This window comes from Sphingorhabdus pulchriflava, from assembly GCF_003367235.1.
GTDB lineage: Bacteria > Pseudomonadota > Alphaproteobacteria > Sphingomonadales > Sphingomonadaceae > Sphingorhabdus_B > Sphingorhabdus_B pulchriflava.
Map to the genome: position 1 here is coordinate 650,602 of NZ_QRGP01000002.1, position 16,711 is coordinate 667,312.

A 16,711-nucleotide genomic window follows, 5' to 3' on the forward strand; every position below is an offset into this window, starting at 1 on the left:
GATTGGTCGCCTCTGCCGGGCGGTGTGCGAACAATGCCTATGCTATAACGAAAGTCAATGTGTAATGCGGTGTGTGCCTTTGGAAAATCAGCCAAAGTCAGCCAATTTCCACGCCTTGTTTGCTGGCCCAGTTCGATATTTCCTGTCGGAAATTTGCGGTTGGATTGGAGAGCAATTCTTCGATAAATCCTTCGACGTCTGCCATATTGGTCGAACGAACCATGGCTTTCACGGCCCCGACTGCGGCAGGCGTGATCGAAAGGCGGTCGATGCCTATTCCCATCAACGCCAAAGCCTCAAGCGTACGTCCTCCCATTTCACCGCAAACCGCAAGATCAACTTTGTGCTCGCGGCAGGCCAAAACCACTCGGCGTATAAATCGCAATATGGCGGGACTTAGCCAGTCATAACGTTCGGCCAAACGAGGGTCGGCGCGATCCGCGGCGAAAAGAAACTGGGTCAGGTCGTTGGTTCCAATCGACAGGAAATCGATTTTGGGAAGCAGGACGTCGAGCACTTCGGCAAGCGCCGGAACCTCGAGCATCGCGCCGTAGCGGATGCGCGAGGGCAATTGTTTCTTCCGACTTGCCAAATATTCCAACTGTGTTTCAAATACCTGCTTGGCCGCGTCAAATTCCCAAGGTTCCGATACCATCGGAAACATGACGTTCAAATTCCGGCCTGCTGCGGCTTCCAAAAGCGCCCGCGCCTGCGCCTTCATCAGCCCTTCCTGATCGAGTGCCAGTCGAAGCGCGCGCCATCCAAGCGCCGGATTCTCTTCCTCGTCAGACACATGTTTCAGATATGGAAGCGCCTTATCCCCACCGACATCAATCGTGCGGAATACCACCGGCTTGTCGCCAGCAGCGTCAAGGACCTCCCGGTAGAAACGTTGCTGACGTTCCCGTTGTGGAAGAGTTGCTGAAATCAGAAACTGGAATTCCGTACGGAAAAGGCCGATGCCTTCGGCACCCGAAAGGCCAATGGCCAGCGCATCATCGCGCAACCCGGCATTGATCATCAAAGTAACTTTTTTGCCATCTTTGGTAACCGAGGGTTCGTCGCGTAATGCGGCGTAGCGGGCTTTCTTTTTCTGCCGGTCGGCAAGCTCGCTGGAAAATGCCTGCTGAACGGCAGCTGCCGGGCGGACGATGACAGTTTTTTCGTCCGCGTTGAGCAGCAGCATGTCGCCATCGAGGATTGTCTGGCGCACGCCTGCCACGCGACCGAGCACCGGAACACCCATCGCCCGGGCGACGATTGTGACATGCGCGGTCAGCGAGCCTTCTTCAAGTATGACCCCGCGCAGCCGTCTTTTGTCATATTCGAGCAGTTCAGCAGGACCAAGGTTGCGGGCGACAAGAATCGAATCCTGTTTCAGGCCCAGTTGCGCAGCAGTGCTCATCTGCCCCGAAACAATCCGCAGCAGACGGTTGGACAGATCTTCCAGATCGTGCATGCGATCGGCGAGCAAAGGGTCATCAATCTGCCGCATCCGCATCCGGGTGCGTTGCTGTACACGCTCAATGGCGGCTTCAGCGGTTAGGCCGCTGTCGATCGCTTCGTTGATGCGCCGCGACCAGCCTTCATCATAGGCGAACATCTTATAGGTCGCCAAAATTTCCTCATGCTCACCGCCGGCTCCGAATTCGGCCATATTCGCCATGCGGTCGATCTGCTCGCGCATCTTGTCAAAAGCTGAATAGACCCGCGCCCGCTCCGCCTCTGTATCTTCGGCAACGGTATGTTCGATCCGGACATTGGGCTGGTGAAAAATTGCAGTGCCTGCTGCCACACCCGACACAAGCGGCAAGCCGGTCAACACGACGGTACCGATCTGGCTGCTGCCAATGGTTCCGGCTTCGTCGATCAGGCCTGCGTAAGCAATCAGCTCGGACAAGACCATTGCGGTGGTCTGCAGCGCCTCAATTTCAACTTCGGCATATTTGCGCGGATCTGCATGCTGAACGGCCAATACGCCAACCGCCCTTTCGGATCGAACGATCGGAACGCCAGCAAAACTGTGAAAGCGTTCTTCGCCGGTTTCGGGCATATAGCGGAAAGCGGGATGGGCGGCAGCCTCATCCAGATTCAGCGTTTCGACATTTTCGGCTATTGTTCCGACAAGTCCCTCACCAAAGCCAAGACGGGTGACGTGCACAGCGTCCTGATTCAGGCCTCGTGTGGCGTAAAGTTCCAAAACGCCATCGCGAAGCAAATAGATCGAGCACACCTCGCTCGACAGTGCTTCGCCGATAATATTGACGACCTGATTGAGTTTCGCCTGCGCATGATTGCCCGATGCCATCACCTCGTGCAGGCCGGTCAAAATGTTACGTGCGGCTATAGCTGCGCTTTCCATGCCACCCGGTTAGCAGATGGCATGGGCGCTTGCGATACCCCAGCAGGTATCAACCGAAAAAATTACGTATGCATGCTTTTGTCAGGCCGACATCAGTTCCTGTGCCATTGCGTCTTTGAGCTGCAATTTCTGCTTTTTAAGGCGGTGGATCAAATCATCGTCGGGGTGAGGCCGGGTTTCTTCTCGTTCGAGTTGGGCTTCGAGTTCTGCATGTTTCAGGCGCAGGGCCGACAGATGATTTTCGCTCACCGCTATCTCCTTCTTGCTTGCCGCGAGGAGAGTCGATCCATTTCGACTCACCCGAGCCAAGGGGGAAAGTAAATCATGTTTTCCACAGGCTGTCTTGCGAAAAAGGGTCCAGTTTGTCGTAATCCAATTTCATTCTGGCGACATGCGTCAAGCGGGGCTATCACGCTGGCAAAACAGAACCAACCATTTGGGGCGCCATGAACGACGAAGGTATCCGGCAGCAAATTGAAGTGCTGAAAATCGAGCACCGCGACCTGGATGCATCGATTCTTGCGCTGCAGGAACGAGTTGTTCCTGATCAATTGCAAATTGCCCGTTTAAAACGCCGGAAACTGGCCTTGAAAGACAGGATTATGGCGTTGGAAGACCAGTTAGTGCCTGACATAATTGCCTGAAAAATAGTATTAATATAGCTTAAGGTTAACGTGTCATGATGGAACATGTGCCTGAACGCAGTGGAAAAGTCAGAAATAGCGGCTGCCAGAATCAGTAATTGTCTGCCATTCTGCTGAAATGCAGGACCTGCAATATCAATTGACCCCGAAATTGATCGACAGTCTCTATACCGAAGCGATGGTGCTGGCGGACGAGGCGAGATCCTATTTCGACAGTGACCGGACCCGGCAGATCAGCTCTGCCGAGGTTGCCGTGGCATTTTCTTGCGAGTCACTGAAGGTCACAACCCGACTGATGCATGTCATCGCGTGGTTGCTCAATCAAAAGGCGATCCGGGCAGGTGAAATCCACCCTAGTGATTCGTTGCGTGAGCTTGACGAGCTTGGCTATGCGCCTGCTACAGACGATTGGATGGTTGGCCGTATGCCCGACGAGGCCCAATCGTTAATTACCGCCAGCGAGGATCTTTACTATCGCGTTCAGCGCGTCAGCAGCAATGTTTATGGCTCGAATGAAGAAGTACCGGCGCCCCACAGGATGATCGAAAAGCTGCGCCAAGCCTTCTGATTTGCGCGCCGATTACTCAAATCGGAAAGTTTTGCAATCGATGGGGCGTGACCTGGAGGCGTCAGCACCTTATATGGCGCGCATGACCGATGTGACATCCACCAAGGCAAAAGCGTTCGAGGACAATGACCTTATCCGCGAAGCCGCAGCGCTGACTCGAGAATTCAGCATTGCTAAACCTGGCATCTACTGGCCCGACTTTCTTGGGTCGGCGCTGGTCGGCTATATTGGTCTGTATTTCGCGATGTCTGGATCGTCATTGGTAATCCAGTTTGCAGGTGCTGCAATCGCGATTACCTTCCTCTACCGCGCTGCGCTATTCATCCATGAAATCACGCATATGAAGCGCGATCATGTGCCGGGCTTCCGCTGGGTGTGGAATTTTCTGGTCGGAATCCCGATGCTGATTCCGTCCTTCACCTATGAAGACACCCACAACCAGCACCATTCAAAGATGCGTTATGGAACCGATCGGGACCCGGAATATCTGCCACTTGCACTGATGAAGCCGCATATGCTGGTTTTCTTCATGGCAGTCGCTGCTTTGGGCTCGATCGGGTTTCTGTTCAGATTTGCGGTTCTTTCGCCGCTGTCCCTGATCAGTCCCTGGATCAGACGAGAAACCGTTGCGCGTTTTTCGACCTTGTCGATAAACCCCTCCTATCGCCGCGCATTGCCCGAAGGAGAGTTTCGCCGCGACTGGATAATCATGGAAACCGGAGCAAGCCTGTGGTCTATCGGTGTGCTGACGGCGGTTGCGATCGGCTGGATCCCGCTAAACGCGTTCCTGATTTATCTTACCATTGTCGCCGCAGCCTTGGTGCTGAACCAAGTCCGCACTCTGGTAGCGCATTTGTGGGAAAATGATGGCGAGGTGTTAAGCGTTACCGAGCAATATCTCGACAGCGTCAATGTGCCGCCGCCGGGGATTATGGGCGAGTTCTGGGCACCGGTTGGCCTGCGCTATCATGCACTGCATCATCTGGTACCCAGCGTGCCTTATCATGCCTTGCCAGAAGTTCACCGCCGCCTTGCTTCCAAATTCGGCGATGGCAGCAATTATGACAAGGCGAATTATCCCAATCTTCGCGGATTGCTGGCACGGCTGGTGGCGTCTTCCGTCAGTGGAGGAAAGTCGTCTTAATCAGCCTTTTCTCTACTCAAACGCGTCATCAAAATCGCGGCCCGTTTGGCCTGTCGCTTGATGCTGTCGAGATCGACCGTCTCGCCCGGGGCATGATCGCCGCGGCTGTAGGTGCCCAAGCCTGCTAGCCCATCGACATCATTGGCTACAAAGCTGATATCGCCTGCGCCGCGCTTGAGCGGGTCGAGCGCAGGCATCTCGGTTAACCCCATGTCGCGATTTACTTCGTTCAATCTGTCGAGCAGGGCTTTGTTGCCAGAGGTCGGCGCCATAGCGGGATAGGCGCCCGGATCGAAGCTGATTTTGGCGCTGGTCAACGGGGCTGATTCAGCAACAATCGCCAGCATTTTTGCCTTCACACGTGCCGTCTGCTCCTCGGACAAGGTACGGAAGTCGCCACGGGCCAGCGCGATGCCCGGAATGATATTAGTCTTGCCTGCGGCGGTCGCTCGGATTCCGCCTACGTCAAGTGCGGCCTCTTGCCCCGCTGCAATGAGGCCGACATTGAAAGTCAAATTGGGCTCGGGCAGCTCTGTGCGGAAGCGGTGGATGATACGCGCCAGCTCGAACGCAGCGCCATCACCATAGGTTTCGCTGAAGATCAGCGAGCTGTGGCCAGTCTTGCCAGTTACTTCCAGTTTCCAACTGTTCGAGGAACGCCGGGCAACGGAACCCATGTCGCGGCCATTGTCGCGTACCAGCCCTTCGAAATCGAGCGCGACATCGGCGCGCTTACCGGCTGCAATCAAAGGCGCTCGGGTGATCTCGATAGGATCGCCGGCATCCTCTTCGTCGCCGGTCATGTGGATTTCGATATTGGCGTCTTTGAGTGTTCCTGCCGCCTTCATCGCGCGCAATGCTGCGACGATCACCGTCATCCCGCCCTTATCGTCTCCAGCACCCGGGCCTTCGGCTTCATCGGTGCCACCTGACTTCTTGCGGACGAATTTCTGGAACGGGCTGTCGGGTTCGAAAACGGTATCCAGATGCGCAACGAGCAACAGGCGTTTGGTGCCCTTTTTGCCTTGCTTGGTCGCAACCAGATGTCCTGCACGGCCTGCCGCCGTCATATCTAGCCATTCCAGCCTGAAACCCAGCGGCTCCAGTTCGGCGCGCATCATGTCGCCGATCTTGCGCACGCCCTCAAAGTTCATTGAACCTGAATTCTGGTTTACCAGTTTTTCAAGTAAAGCGACCGAGCGTTCATACTCCGCATCGACAGTCGCGGCCATCTTCACCTCGGCTTTGCTCAATTGCGCAAAGGCTGGCGCTGAAAAGGCGAGCGCCAGCCCCGCACCCATGAGGGTGAGGGACTGGCGCACATTTTTCGTCACGCGAAAGCTCATGCAGGTAGGCCGCTGATCGCTTTCACTTCCATGAAGTCCTTAAGGCCGAACAGGCCGGCTTCACGGCCGTTGCCCGACTGCTTGTAGCCACCAAAGGGAGCACCGGGTGCCGGGCCCCAATTGTTGATTGCAACCATGCCAGCGCGCAGCTTCGGTGCAACTTCAGCGGCCTTGGCTGGATCGCCGGAAACCACAGCCGACAGGCCATATTCGGTATCGTTGGCGATGGCGATTGCCTGGTCGAGATCGTCATAGGCCATGATCGTAGCAACCGGGCCGAACACCTCTTCCTTGGCGATGCGCATATCCGGCGTTACGCCAGAGAATACCGTCGGCTTGATGTAATAGCCGCGGTTGAGATCAGCCGGGCGGTCGGTGCCGCCGGTTTCGAGCGTCGCGCCTTCATCAATCGCCGACTGAATCAGACCCTGGATCTTCTCATATTGCGCCTTGTTGACCACGGGTCCGATATGCGCGCCTTCCTGCAGCGGGTCGCCAACCTTGGTGCCTTCGAACATCGCCTTGACGAAATTGGCGGCTTCCTGCGCGCGGTCTTTCTGAACAAGGATACGAGTCGGTGCGATGCAGCTTTGGCCGCTGTTGATGAGAACGCCCTGCACCGTCGGCGGCAGAACTTCTTCGAACTTCGCGTCGGGAAGCACCACGTTCGGTGACTTGCCACCCAGTTCCTGGTGGACGCGTTTCACGGTATCGGCCGCTGCCTTGGCGACGAGGATACCTGCACGGGTCGAACCGGTGAAGCTGACCATGTCGATATCCGGATGCGCCGAAATCGCCGCACCAACCGTCGGGCCGTCACCCTGAACGAGGTTGAACACGCCCGGCGGAACGCCTGCAGCGTCCATGACTTCGGCGAAAATAGCCGCGTTGCCTGGGCATTCTTCCGAAGGCTTCAGCACCATCGTATTGCCGGCAGCAATGCAGGGTGCAACCTTCAAGGCAATCTGGTTCAGCGGCCAGTTCCACGGCGTGATCAGGCCGACGACGCCAATGGGTTCATAGACGACGGTGTTCGCACCGTGCTGTTCCTTGAAGGCAAAATTTTCGAGCGCTGGTAGCGTGCCCAGAAAACCGCCTAGGCCTGCCGGGGCCTGTGCCATGGTCGCGAAGCTGACAGGCGCGCCCATTTCGGCGGCCATCGATTTAGCGAAATCGGGAATGCGCTTTTTATATTCCTCGATGATACGGTTCATCAGCGCGATACGTTCTTCGCGGCTGGTCTGGCTGAAGGTCTTGAATGCCTCACGTGCAGCTGCGACGGCTGCGTCGACATCCGCCTGCGTGCCGAGCGTGATTTCGGTGCATGCTTCTTCGGTCGAGGGGCTGATAACCTCGTGGCGCTTGCCACCGATGCTGTCGACCCATTTGCCGTTGATATAGTGCTTCAGATAGCTGTCCATGTCTCTCTCCTTATGTCCCAGCGAGTCGCGAAAGCGAGGCTTCGGTTTTGATTTGGGACTTTTTCCGCCAAGGTCAACCGGCGTTTCAATCGCGCGATTAAAAAAGCCCGAGGTTTGCCTCAGGCCTTTCGACCAAACGAGACGGGGACGGGCTAGAATTTCCCTGATACAGCCGATGCCAGGAGCGAAATCTAAGCCTGTTCAAGCTTGAAGGTTTTGCGGTTTTCGGTGCAAGGCTGCAACAGCGGCGGCGCGGATCAATGCATGCGGTCGTTTAGCCATCCCGCGAACAGTGTGTCGGTATCCCCAATTCATGGGATGGCGGCAGGACCGGTGACGTCCTATTCGGGGGCCGTCCGCTTCTGTCACGATACGCGACCCATTGTGACGGAAGCGGACGAAATCTGCGGCGGCTAAATGGTCCATTGTCTAGTCGACCGGTTAGTGGGACAGTCGCCTGCATGATCCGTACCGCCATCATCGAAGACGATCCGCGCATCTCCGCAGATATTGCCGAGGTAATCCGGCAGGCTGACGATGTTGAACTGGTCGCTTCTGCAGGCTCGGTCGCAACCGGCTGCAAATTGATCGACGAAGGCGGCTTTGATGTTCTGGTATGCGATCTCGGATTGCCCGACGGCGACGGTGCCACGCTCATCCGCAAGGCCGCGGCGCAATATCCGGACATTGATATCCTCGTGCTCACCATGTTCGCCGATCATCACAAGGTGCTCGACGCCATCCGCGCTGGTGCGCGTGGTTACCTTTTGAAGGATCAGAAATTGGGTGAATGCGTCGCCGCGATCCGCGAGGTACGCAACGGCGGCTCGCCCATCAGCCCGATCATCGCCCGATTGTTGCTGAAGGAGCTCGCTCCCCAAGAAGCTGTGCCCGCCTCGACCAGCGAAGAGCCGCTGTCTGATCGGGAAAAGGAAACCTTGCACCTGCTTTCGCGCGGATTTACCTATTCGGAATGCGCGGAATTGATGGGTATTTCGCAGCATACGGTGGGCACGCATGTCAAACATATCTACCGCAAGCTTGAGGTCAATTCGCGCGCCGAAGCAGTATTTGAGGCGTCGAACAGGGGCATGCTTGATATTCGTTAGATGGCTGGTCGCGTGCTTCGCCGCTTATCTTTGCTGGGCGGCGGTGCCAGCTGCCGCAACGCCAGCCACACCTTCGACGGGTGTTCTCGAATTTTTGAGCGGTGAAATTGCATTTGCCGACAAGAATGAAATTCCTGAAGCCGGTTGGGAAAAGCGCCAGACCCCGGCGCTCTGGTTGTCTGATGAGGCGCGCGCCAAGCTGGCAGGCAAGCTAACTGCATGGGGACGCTTTCGCTTTGACGGTCGGCTGCTTCCGGACGAGCCGCTTGCCATCTACACCGAAAATAATCGCGAGCGCCTGACGGTCTATCTGAACGGCGTTGAGCTGTTCCGCAATTATCGAAGCGCAACCTCGCAAACGCTCGGCTGGAACCGGCCCTATATCATTCCTGTCCCGCAAAAACTGTTGCGTGATGTGGGCAACGAGCTGGTGCTGCGCGTAGGGTCGGACCGGCAATTCTCGCTGGGAGTCGGAACGGTCAAGGTCGGATCGCAGGAAGTGCTGGGCAGGCTCTACAACTATCAGCAATTCTGGCGGGTGACGGGTTCGGCGGCTGCCAATTATGCAATGTTATTCCTTACCTTTGCGGCATTCGTGATGTGGATGGCGCGCCGTTCGGAAACCGAAATATTCTGGTTGGTGATGACGGGACTGCTCTGGTTCGTGCGCGACTTCCATTTTTTTGCAGAGGAATCGCCGCTTGATCCCTACTGGTTTCAGCAGGTCAGCTATTATTCGCTATACTTCGCGGTCGCTGCGTCATTGAGTTTTTGTGTGGCGTTCTTAAAACTGTCCAATCACCGCCGGATTATAGCGATGCTATTTGCGATTGGCGTTGCTCTGTGCATTTTTCGTGTGGCGATAACATCGACCAACCGGACCGATCTGGCGACCAGCCTCGCGACATTGCTCGTTTCACTGTTGGTCTGCGGTCTGATCATAAGAGAGTGGTTTCGGAATCGCTCACTCGAAAGCCTTGCTCTTGTTGCAGTCGTTCTGTTTGGCACAGTGTTGGGACTGCACGATATCGGTCGGATACCCAATGTAAACTGGTGGCAGGGGCTGGGCTTTCATGTCCAGCCTTTCACCGGATTCCTGTTGTTCAGTGTGTTTCTGTTGTCGGTTGGCCGCAAATATCTGCGCGCGCTCACCGAAGTCGAAACGCTCAATGCCAGCCTTGAAGAACGGGTGGAAACTGCCACACATGCCCTAGCGGCGAGCGAACGCGCGCGGCAGAAAATCGAAGTCGAACATGCAGTTGGAATTGAGCGCGAACGACTGATGCGCGAAATGCATGATGGCATTGGCTCGAACCTGGTGACTGCACTTGCAGTTGTCAGAAAGCAAGGTGAAGCGCCGGTTGCCGAAGAAACCTTGCAGCGCGCGTTAACCGATTTGAAGCTTACGGTGGACTCGCTTGCGCCCGTCGAGGGCGATGCTGTGGCATTGCTCGCCAATCTGCGTCACCGGATGGAGCCAGATATGGAAAAGGCCGGAGTGAAGTGCGTCTGGCGTGTAGAGCCTTGCCCGTCGCTCGATTGGCTCGACGCTCCCAATGCACTTCACATGCTGCGTATCATTCAGGAAGGCGTGGGCAATGTGCTGTCGCATGCGCATGCAACCAGCATCACCATCGCCTGCTGCCCCTCGAAGAAAGATGGTCGCGATGGAGTTGAGCTTGTTCTCACAGACGATGGGTGCGGATTTATTGCAGCCAATGTGAGTGGAAACGGACGCGGCCTCTCAAACATGCACACGCGCGCTTCGCAACTGGGGGCCGATCTGCGTATCGAAAGCGACCTCGGCGCCGGCAGTAAATTGTCGCTATGGTTGCCTGTTGAAATGGGTGGTCGCAAATCTGCCCGATCGACCAGTGGATAGCAAAAAAGGCGCCCGGATTTCTCCGGACGCCTTTTCGAACGCGGCCGCCCCCCAGCTTAGCCGCTGTAGTACATGTCGAACTCGACCGGCGAAGGCGTCGTTTCCCAGCGGCTGACTTCGTCCCATTTGAGGTCGATATAGGCTTCGATCTGATCCTTGGTGAAGACATCGCCTTCGAGCAGGAAGTCATGGTCGGCAGACAGGCTGTCGAGTGCTTCGCGCAAGGAACCGCAAACAGTTGGCACCTGGGCGAGTTCTGCCGGGGGCAGGTCGTACAGGTTCTTGTCCATCGCGTCGCCGGGGTGGATCTTGTTCCGGATACCGTCCAAACCCGCCATAAGCAGCGCTGAATAGCAGAGATAGGGGTTGGCGAGCGCATCGGGGAAGCGGAATTCGACGCGCTTTGCCTTGTCACCGGTGCCGTACGGAATGCGGCACGAAGCCGAACGGTTGCGGCTCGAATAAGCGAGCAACACGGGGGCTTCGAAGCCCGGAACGAGCCGCTTGTAGCTGTTGGTCGTCGGGTTGGTGAAGGCGTTCAGTGCCTTGGCGTGCTTGATGACGCCGCCGATGAAGTACAGGCACATGTCCGACAGACCGGCATAGCCATTGCCAGCGAAAAGCGGCTTGCCCTTTTCCCAGATCGAAATGTGGGTGTGCATGCCCGAGCCATTGTCCGACTTGATCGGCTTCGGCATGAAGGTAGCGGTCTTGCCATAGGCATGCGCGACTTGGTGCACGACATATTTGTACACCTGCATACGGTCAGCCGTCTGCACCAGCGTACCAAAAGTCAGGCCGAGTTCGTGCTGGGCTGCGGCAACTTCGTGGTGATGCTTGTCGCAAGGCAGGCCCATTTCGAGCATGGTTGTGACCATTTCGCCGCGGATGTCGACGGCGCTGTCAACCGGAGCCACGGGGAAGTAGCCGCCCTTGGCGCGCGGACGGTGGGCAAGGTTGCCGGTTTCGTATGAACGGCCGGTGTTGGTCGGCAGTTCAATGTCGTCGATGCGGAAGCCCGAGCCATCATAACCATCGTAGAAGGTCACATCGTCAAACATGAAGAATTCGGCTTCGGGGCCGACATAGACGGTGTCACCGATGCCGGTAGCTTTGACATAGGCTTCAGCGCGCTTCGCGGTCGAGCGCGGGTCGCGGGTATAGAGCTCGCCGGTCGATGGCTCAACGATGTCGCAGCAGATGATCATCATCGGTGTCGCGCTGAACGGGTCCATATAGACCGCGTCGAGATCGGGACGCAGGATCATGTCGGATTCGTTGATCGCCTTCCAGCCTTCGATCGACGATCCGTCGAACATCAGGCCGTCTTCAAGTTCATCTTCGCCGAGGACTCCAGCGCACATCGTCAGGTGCTGCCATTTGCCCTTGGGATCGGTGAAGCGCAGATCGACCCACTCGACATCATTTTCCTTGATCTGTTTCAGTATGTCCTTGGCTGATGCCATGATGCTTTCCTTCTTTGACTTGGAGTGTTTGGATTTGCCCGATTTTGATTTTTGGGCGGATTTCTTGGATTTAGACGGCATCGCTATCGCGCTCACCGGTGCGGATGCGAAGCGCGGTTTCTACAGGGATGACAAAAATCTTGCCGTCGCCGATACGGCCTGTCTGTGCGGCGGCCGCGATGGCTTCGACAACGCGATCAGCAAGCGCGTCGTCTACTACAACCTCAAGCTTCACCTTGGGCAGGAAGTCGACAACATATTCGGCACCACGATAAAGTTCGGTATGGCCCTTTTGGCGGCCAAAACCTTTGGCTTCGGTCACGGTGATGCCCGACACGCCGACTTCGTGCAGCGCTTCCTTCACTTCGTCGAGCTTGAACGGCTTGATGATCGCTTCGATCTTTTTCATGGCTTTCCTCAGGTCTTGGCGCACCGCGAAAACCCGCGCGCGCGAGTGTTATGCCATTAGCTTATCAAGTATCGTGCCAGTTTGCCGCGGCGCCGCAGACACGCAAAAGCAAAGCCCCGCACGATAACGTACGGGGCTTGCTGGAATTTTGCTGCCTATTTTTTAGGCAAATGCCAGATTCATGGGCATCACTTGATGCTCACCTTGAACTTTGCGTCATTGGCCTTGGCGAAATGCGCACGACTGGTCAGATAGGCACGGACGGCTTCAACTTCCTCCGGCTTCAGCACCGGTTTGAAGCTCGCCATGCCGTTCTTGGCGAGAATGCCATCATACACCACCGACTTGAACGTTGCTGCATCGGCAATGGTTCCCGATTTGCGCAGGTCCGGCAGTACGCCAGTCCCCACCGCGCCGGGCCCGTGGCAGACCAGGCAATAGCGCTGATAGCTCGATTGACCTGCTGCGATTATCTCGGGGCTGCCGAACAGGGCAGGTGGGTTCCATACCCATTCTTCAGCGGCAGGCAGCGGCGGCAATTTGCCCTTGGCGCCGATTTTGAGCACGATCAGACGCGGGATATTGGGCACCTCTTGACTGGCCCCTGCGACATAGCCCGACACTAGCGGGAAGGCGCCGCCCTTGCTGGTCATGAAGGCGACATATTGCTCACCATCGACCAGATAGGTTGAGGCGCCGGTCAGTACACCCGACTGAACGTCGAGGCTGTAGAGCAATTTGCCGGTGTCGGCGGCAAAGGCCTGGAATTTGCCCATCGCATTGCCCTGGAAGACCAGATTGCCTGCCGTCGTCATCGTGCCGCCATTCCACGGGGTGGGATAGTTGACCGTCCACTGCGCCTTGCCGGTTTTAGGGTTGAACGCGACAAGCTGGCCGGTGGTGACCGCCTGGATCGCCTTCACCATGTTGAAATCGTCAGGTACATCCGCCGTAGCAATTGCCCCACCGGTGTTGAAGCCCATCGAGCTGCGGCCCTGCTCATTCGCTGCGGCAGGGGGCATATAAGCGCCGCCCAATTGCTGCGCCGGGATATAGACCAGACCAGTTGCCGGATTGTAGCTCATCGGGTGCCAGTTGTGCGCGCCAAGCGCAGACGGGTTCGCCATATAGAGCTTCCCGGTTTTTTCATAACGGGCTTCCGGATTTTCGATCGGGCGGCCAGAGGCGAGGTCATAGCCCGTCGCCCAGGTTATGCCGCTGATGAACGGATTGGCGGCCAGCAGTTTGCCGTTGGTGCGATCGAGCGTGAAGAAGAAACCGTTTTTCGGTGCGTGGTAGAGCACCTTTACATTCTTGCCGTCGCGTTGTTCATTGGCGAGGATGATCGGCTGGGTCGCTGTATAGTCCCAGCTCTCGGCGGGGGTTTCCTGATAGTGCCATTTATACTCGCCGGTATCCGGATCGAGCGCGACGATGGACGACAGGAAGAGGTTGTCGCCCTCACTGTTCGAACGGATGCCATGGTTCCAGGGGTTGCCATTGCCAACGCCGAGATAAAGCTGATCCAGCTCGGCATCATAGACAATCGCATCCCACACGGTGCCGCCACCGCCTGAATCGCGCCAGTCGTCTTTCTTCGGCGTCTTGCTCCAGGTGTCGTAGGCCAGTTCCTTCATCACCTTGTCGCTCGCCGCATTGTCGGGCTCGCCCTTGGGATTGGGAACGGTGTAGAAGCGCCAGGCCTGCTTGCCGGTATCGACATTATAAGCGGTGACAAAGCCGCGTGCGCCGAATTCGGAGCCGCCATTGCCGATGATGACCTTATCCTTCACGACGCGCGGGAAGCCGGTGATTGTACCGTTTGATTTCGGATCGAGCGTCTGCACAGACCAGATCTCGCCACCGGTCTTCGCATCAAGGGCAATCAGGCGACCGTCGATGGTGCCGACGAAAAGCTTGCCTTTCCAGAAGGCGACGCCGCGGTTGACGACGTCGCAGCATGCCTTCACGCCGCGTGCCTTATCGACGCCGGGGTCGAACTGCCACAACGGCTTGCCGGTCTTGGCTTCATAAGCGAAAACCTTGGACCACGGGCCGGTGACATAAAGCGTGCCGTCAACTTCGACCGGGGTCGATTCATGGCCGCGCGCATCGGGCATATCCGCAAACCAGGCGATACCGAGTTCGGACACATTCTTATCGTTGATCTGCGTCAGCGGGCTGTGGCGCTGCTCGCCATAGCTTTGGGCAGGGAAGGCCCAGTCATCGCCATTGCCGCCCGTCTTCAGAAATTCGCCGTCAATCTTGGCAAATTCGGGATCTTGCGCCCCCGGATTATTGTCCGCCAATTTGCAGCCGGAAACCGCCAAAGCAGCCACACCAGCCAAAGCCAATACCGCACTACGCCGAAAACGCATCGCTCTCTCTCCCGAATTTAATCCCTCGATTAAATCGCTAGCGCGCGATGCAGAGTCGGTCCAGCGCTAAGTTGCGCTTCAGAGGATTGCGTTGATGGCGACTTCCATATCAGCCGCGGCGCTATGATAGACGCGATCGCGCAAACCGGAAACAATCGGTGCCGCTGTCCGGCTTGGATGGCCGCCGTCAAAGGGAGGTGCGGGATCATATTCGAGTGCGAGCTGGATGGTGCGGGCAACATCTTCCCCCTGCGCCATCGCAATCAGTTCCAGCGCGAAATCGATGCCGGAGGTTACACCGCCCGCCGTGACCAGATTGCCATCGCGCACCACACGCGCTTCCTCATGCGTCGCGCCAAAAAGGGGAAGCAATTGGGTATAGGCCCAATGCGTCGTTGCGCGTTTGCCGTGGAGCAATCCGGCGGCGCCAAGGATGAAACTACCGGTGCAGACGCTGGTCACCCAAGTTGCAGCCGTCGCCTGCTCACGGACAAAATTTACGATCGCAGCATCGGCAATCGCCTGCCGTACGCCATGGCCACCCGGAACACAGATTATGTCTGCTTGGGGGCACTCCGCAAAACTGCCGGTTGGTACGATTGCAAAACCGCAATCCGTCGAAACCGCTTTCCCATCCTTGTTCACAACATGCGTCTTCGCGCCGGGCAGACGCGAGAGGAACTGCACCGGTCCCGAAAAATCGAGCTGGGTGACATTGTCGAACAGGACGAAGACGATGTTCATCTGCGCGGTATCAATCTACCAGTTCAATCGCAATCGCCGTACCTTCACCGCCGCCGATGCAAAGGCTGGCAACGCCGCGCTTCAGCCCCTTGTGCTTCAGCGCGCCGATCAGCGTGGTGATAATGCGCGCGCCCGAGGCACCAATGGGGTGTCCCAGCGCCGTCGCACCGCCATGGACGTTGATCTTCTCATGCGGAATGCCAAGGTCGCGCATCGCGAACATGGCTACACAGGCAAAGGCTTCGTTGACCTCGAACAGGTCGACATCGGCGATGCTCCAGCCAGCCTTGGCCAGGCATTTGTTGATCGCGCCGACCGGAGCCGTGGTGAATGCCGATGGTTCCTGCGCATGCGCAGCGCTCGCCACGATACGCGCGACCGGGGTCTGGCCCTTTGCTGCAGCGGTCGAAGCGCGCGATAGGACGAGCGCGGCTGCTCCATCCGAGATCGATGATGAGGTGGCGGCAGTGATTGTGCCATCCTTGGCAAAGGCAGGCTTCAACGTCGGAATTTTGTCCGGGCGGCCCTTGCCGGGTTGCTCGTCGGTATCGACAACGGTTTCGCCAGCACGGCTGACTACCTTCACCGGCACGATTTCCGAAACGAAAGCACCCGAGGAAATTGCTTCCTGTGCACGGCGCAGTGATTCAATCGAATAATTGTCCTGATCTTCGCGCGTCAGTTGATATTCGTTCGCCGTTTCCTGCGCGAACGTGCCCATCGCGCGACCGGGTTCATAGGCGTCTTCGAGGCCATCGAGAAACATATGGTCATAGGCGGTGTCATGGCCAATGCGTGCGCCGCTGCGGTGCTTTTTCAGAATGTAAGGGGCGTTGGTCATGCTCTCCATGCCGCCTGCGATGACATAATCTACCGATCCGGCTGCAATGGCTTCTGCACCCATTATGACGGTCTGCATACCGCTGCCACACACCTTGTTGACCGTGGTGGCTTGCACCGACTTCGGCAGGCCAGCCTTGAGTGCCGCCTGACGGGCAGGGGCTTGACCGAGGCCGGCAGGCAGCACGCAGCCCATATAGATACGCTCGATATCGTCGCCCGATACGCCAGCACGCTCAACCGCCGCCTTGACGGCTGTCGCGCCCAGATCAGTCGCGGCGACGTCAGAAAACACGCCTTGCATGCCGCCCATCGGGGTGCGGGCATAAGAAAGGATGACGACGGGATCGGTGCTGCTCATGGATGCATTCCTCTGGCTTGGGAGACGTTACGGATTC

Annotated in this window: 14 protein-coding genes; 5 read left to right on the forward strand and 9 right to left on the reverse strand. The window is 57.2% G+C overall.

Annotation, left to right across the window (positions count from 1 at the left end; translation table 11 throughout):
• Window positions 1–97: 97 nt before the first annotated feature.
• Complete coding sequence (ptsP, locus tag DXH95_RS14010) at window positions 98–2,362, reverse strand: phosphoenolpyruvate--protein phosphotransferase (protein ID WP_115550119.1); 2,265 nt, start codon at window positions 2,360–2,362, stop codon at window positions 98–100.
• Between the two features lie 81 nt (window positions 2,363–2,443).
• On the reverse strand, window positions 2,444–2,611 hold the full coding sequence (locus DXH95_RS14015; protein ID WP_115550120.1) for a YdcH family protein: 168 nt from the start codon (window positions 2,609–2,611) through the stop codon (window positions 2,444–2,446).
• Window positions 2,612–2,808: 197 nt separating this feature from the next.
• On the opposite strand from DXH95_RS14015, the gene DXH95_RS14020 reads away from it, so the two are divergent.
• From DXH95_RS14020 to DXH95_RS14030, 3 genes are all read left to right on the forward strand, one after another.
• The gene (locus tag DXH95_RS14020) at window positions 2,809–3,006 is read left to right on the forward strand and encodes a YdcH family protein (protein WP_115550121.1); all 198 of its coding nucleotides are present in this window, start codon (window positions 2,809–2,811) and stop codon (window positions 3,004–3,006) included.
• 118 nt (window positions 3,007–3,124) lie between these two features.
• Complete coding sequence (locus DXH95_RS14025; RefSeq protein WP_115550122.1) at window positions 3,125–3,574, forward strand: DUF1465 family protein; 450 nt, start codon at window positions 3,125–3,127, stop codon at window positions 3,572–3,574.
• Window positions 3,575–3,614: 40 nt separating this feature from the next.
• Window positions 3,615–4,718, forward strand: a complete 1,104-nt coding sequence (locus tag DXH95_RS14030; RefSeq protein WP_239016663.1) for a fatty acid desaturase family protein — start codon at window positions 3,615–3,617, stop codon at window positions 4,716–4,718.
• Here DXH95_RS14030 and DXH95_RS14035 read toward each other — a convergent pair.
• Entirely contained in the window at window positions 4,715–6,019 is a 1,305-nt protein-coding gene (locus DXH95_RS14035) for a M20/M25/M40 family metallo-hydrolase (RefSeq protein ID WP_115550210.1), read from the reverse strand. The two genes, DXH95_RS14030 and DXH95_RS14035, sit on opposite strands and share 4 nt — an antisense overlap.
• Before the next feature lie 41 nt (window positions 6,020–6,060).
• Window positions 6,061–7,485, reverse strand: a complete 1,425-nt coding sequence (locus DXH95_RS14040) for an aldehyde dehydrogenase family protein (RefSeq protein ID WP_115550123.1) — start codon at window positions 7,483–7,485, stop codon at window positions 6,061–6,063.
• A gap of 461 nt (window positions 7,486–7,946) precedes the next feature.
• On the opposite strand from DXH95_RS14040, the gene DXH95_RS14045 reads away from it, so the two are divergent.
• Entirely contained in the window at window positions 7,947–8,594 is a 648-nt protein-coding gene (locus DXH95_RS14045) for a response regulator (protein ID WP_115550124.1), read from the forward strand.
• On the forward strand, window positions 8,581–10,476 hold the full coding sequence (locus DXH95_RS14050) for a sensor histidine kinase (protein ID WP_181883688.1): 1,896 nt from the start codon (window positions 8,581–8,583) through the stop codon (window positions 10,474–10,476). The genes DXH95_RS14045 and DXH95_RS14050 overlap by 14 nt, the downstream gene beginning before the upstream one ends.
• 56 nt (window positions 10,477–10,532) lie before the next feature.
• On the opposite strand, the gene glnA is transcribed toward DXH95_RS14050, so the two are convergent.
• From glnA to DXH95_RS14075, 5 genes are all read right to left on the reverse strand, one after another.
• A complete protein-coding gene (gene glnA / locus DXH95_RS14055; protein WP_115550126.1) occupies window positions 10,533–11,942 on the reverse strand; it encodes a type I glutamate--ammonia ligase in 1,410 nt (469 codons plus the stop codon).
• A 70-nt stretch (window positions 11,943–12,012) separates the two neighbouring features.
• Window positions 12,013–12,351, reverse strand: a complete 339-nt coding sequence (locus tag DXH95_RS14060) for a P-II family nitrogen regulator (RefSeq protein WP_115550127.1) — start codon at window positions 12,349–12,351, stop codon at window positions 12,013–12,015.
• A 188-nt stretch (window positions 12,352–12,539) separates the two neighbouring features.
• Complete coding sequence (locus DXH95_RS14065) at window positions 12,540–14,729, reverse strand: PQQ-dependent dehydrogenase, methanol/ethanol family (protein ID WP_115550128.1); 2,190 nt, start codon at window positions 14,727–14,729, stop codon at window positions 12,540–12,542.
• A gap of 78 nt (window positions 14,730–14,807) precedes the next feature.
• Window positions 14,808–15,473 carry a DJ-1/PfpI family protein gene (locus DXH95_RS14070; protein WP_115550129.1) on the reverse strand — a complete coding sequence of 222 codons (666 nt, stop codon included), beginning with the start codon at window positions 15,471–15,473 and terminating at the stop codon, window positions 14,808–14,810.
• Window positions 15,474–15,483: 10 nt separating this feature from the next.
• The gene (locus DXH95_RS14075; protein ID WP_115550130.1) at window positions 15,484–16,674 is read right to left on the reverse strand and encodes an acetyl-CoA C-acyltransferase; all 1,191 of its coding nucleotides are present in this window, start codon (window positions 16,672–16,674) and stop codon (window positions 15,484–15,486) included.
• Window positions 16,675–16,711 lie beyond the last annotated feature (37 nt).

Excerpts from the sequence above, each read along its gene's own strand:
- DXH95_RS14045 (WP_115550124.1), top strand. The coding sequence starts at position 7,947 with ATGATCCGTACCGCCATCATCGAAGACGATCCGCGCATCTCCGCAGAT.
- DXH95_RS14020 (WP_115550121.1), top strand. The coding sequence starts at position 2,809 with ATGAACGACGAAGGTATCCGGCAGCAAATTGAAGTGCTGAAAATCGAG.
- DXH95_RS14065 (WP_115550128.1), bottom strand. The coding sequence starts at position 14,729 with ATGCGTTTTCGGCGTAGTGCGGTATTGGCTTTGGCTGGTGTGGCTGCT.
- DXH95_RS14075 (WP_115550130.1), bottom strand. The coding sequence starts at position 16,674 with ATGAGCAGCACCGATCCCGTCGTCATCCTTTCTTATGCCCGCACCCCG.
- DXH95_RS14070 (WP_115550129.1), bottom strand. The coding sequence starts at position 15,473 with ATGAACATCGTCTTCGTCCTGTTCGACAATGTCACCCAGCTCGATTTT.
- ptsP (WP_115550119.1), bottom strand. The coding sequence starts at position 2,362 with ATGGAAAGCGCAGCTATAGCCGCACGTAACATTTTGACCGGCCTGCAC.
- DXH95_RS14030 (WP_239016663.1), top strand. The coding sequence starts at position 3,615 with ATGGGGCGTGACCTGGAGGCGTCAGCACCTTATATGGCGCGCATGACC.
- glnA (WP_115550126.1), bottom strand. The coding sequence starts at position 11,942 with ATGGCATCAGCCAAGGACATACTGAAACAGATCAAGGAAAATGATGTC.
- DXH95_RS14060 (WP_115550127.1), bottom strand. The coding sequence starts at position 12,351 with ATGAAAAAGATCGAAGCGATCATCAAGCCGTTCAAGCTCGACGAAGTG.
- DXH95_RS14040 (WP_115550123.1), bottom strand. The coding sequence starts at position 7,485 with ATGGACAGCTATCTGAAGCACTATATCAACGGCAAATGGGTCGACAGC.
- DXH95_RS14035 (WP_115550210.1), bottom strand. The coding sequence starts at position 6,019 with ATGGGTGCGGGGCTGGCGCTCGCCTTTTCAGCGCCAGCCTTTGCGCAA.
- DXH95_RS14025 (WP_115550122.1), top strand. The coding sequence starts at position 3,125 with ATGCAGGACCTGCAATATCAATTGACCCCGAAATTGATCGACAGTCTC.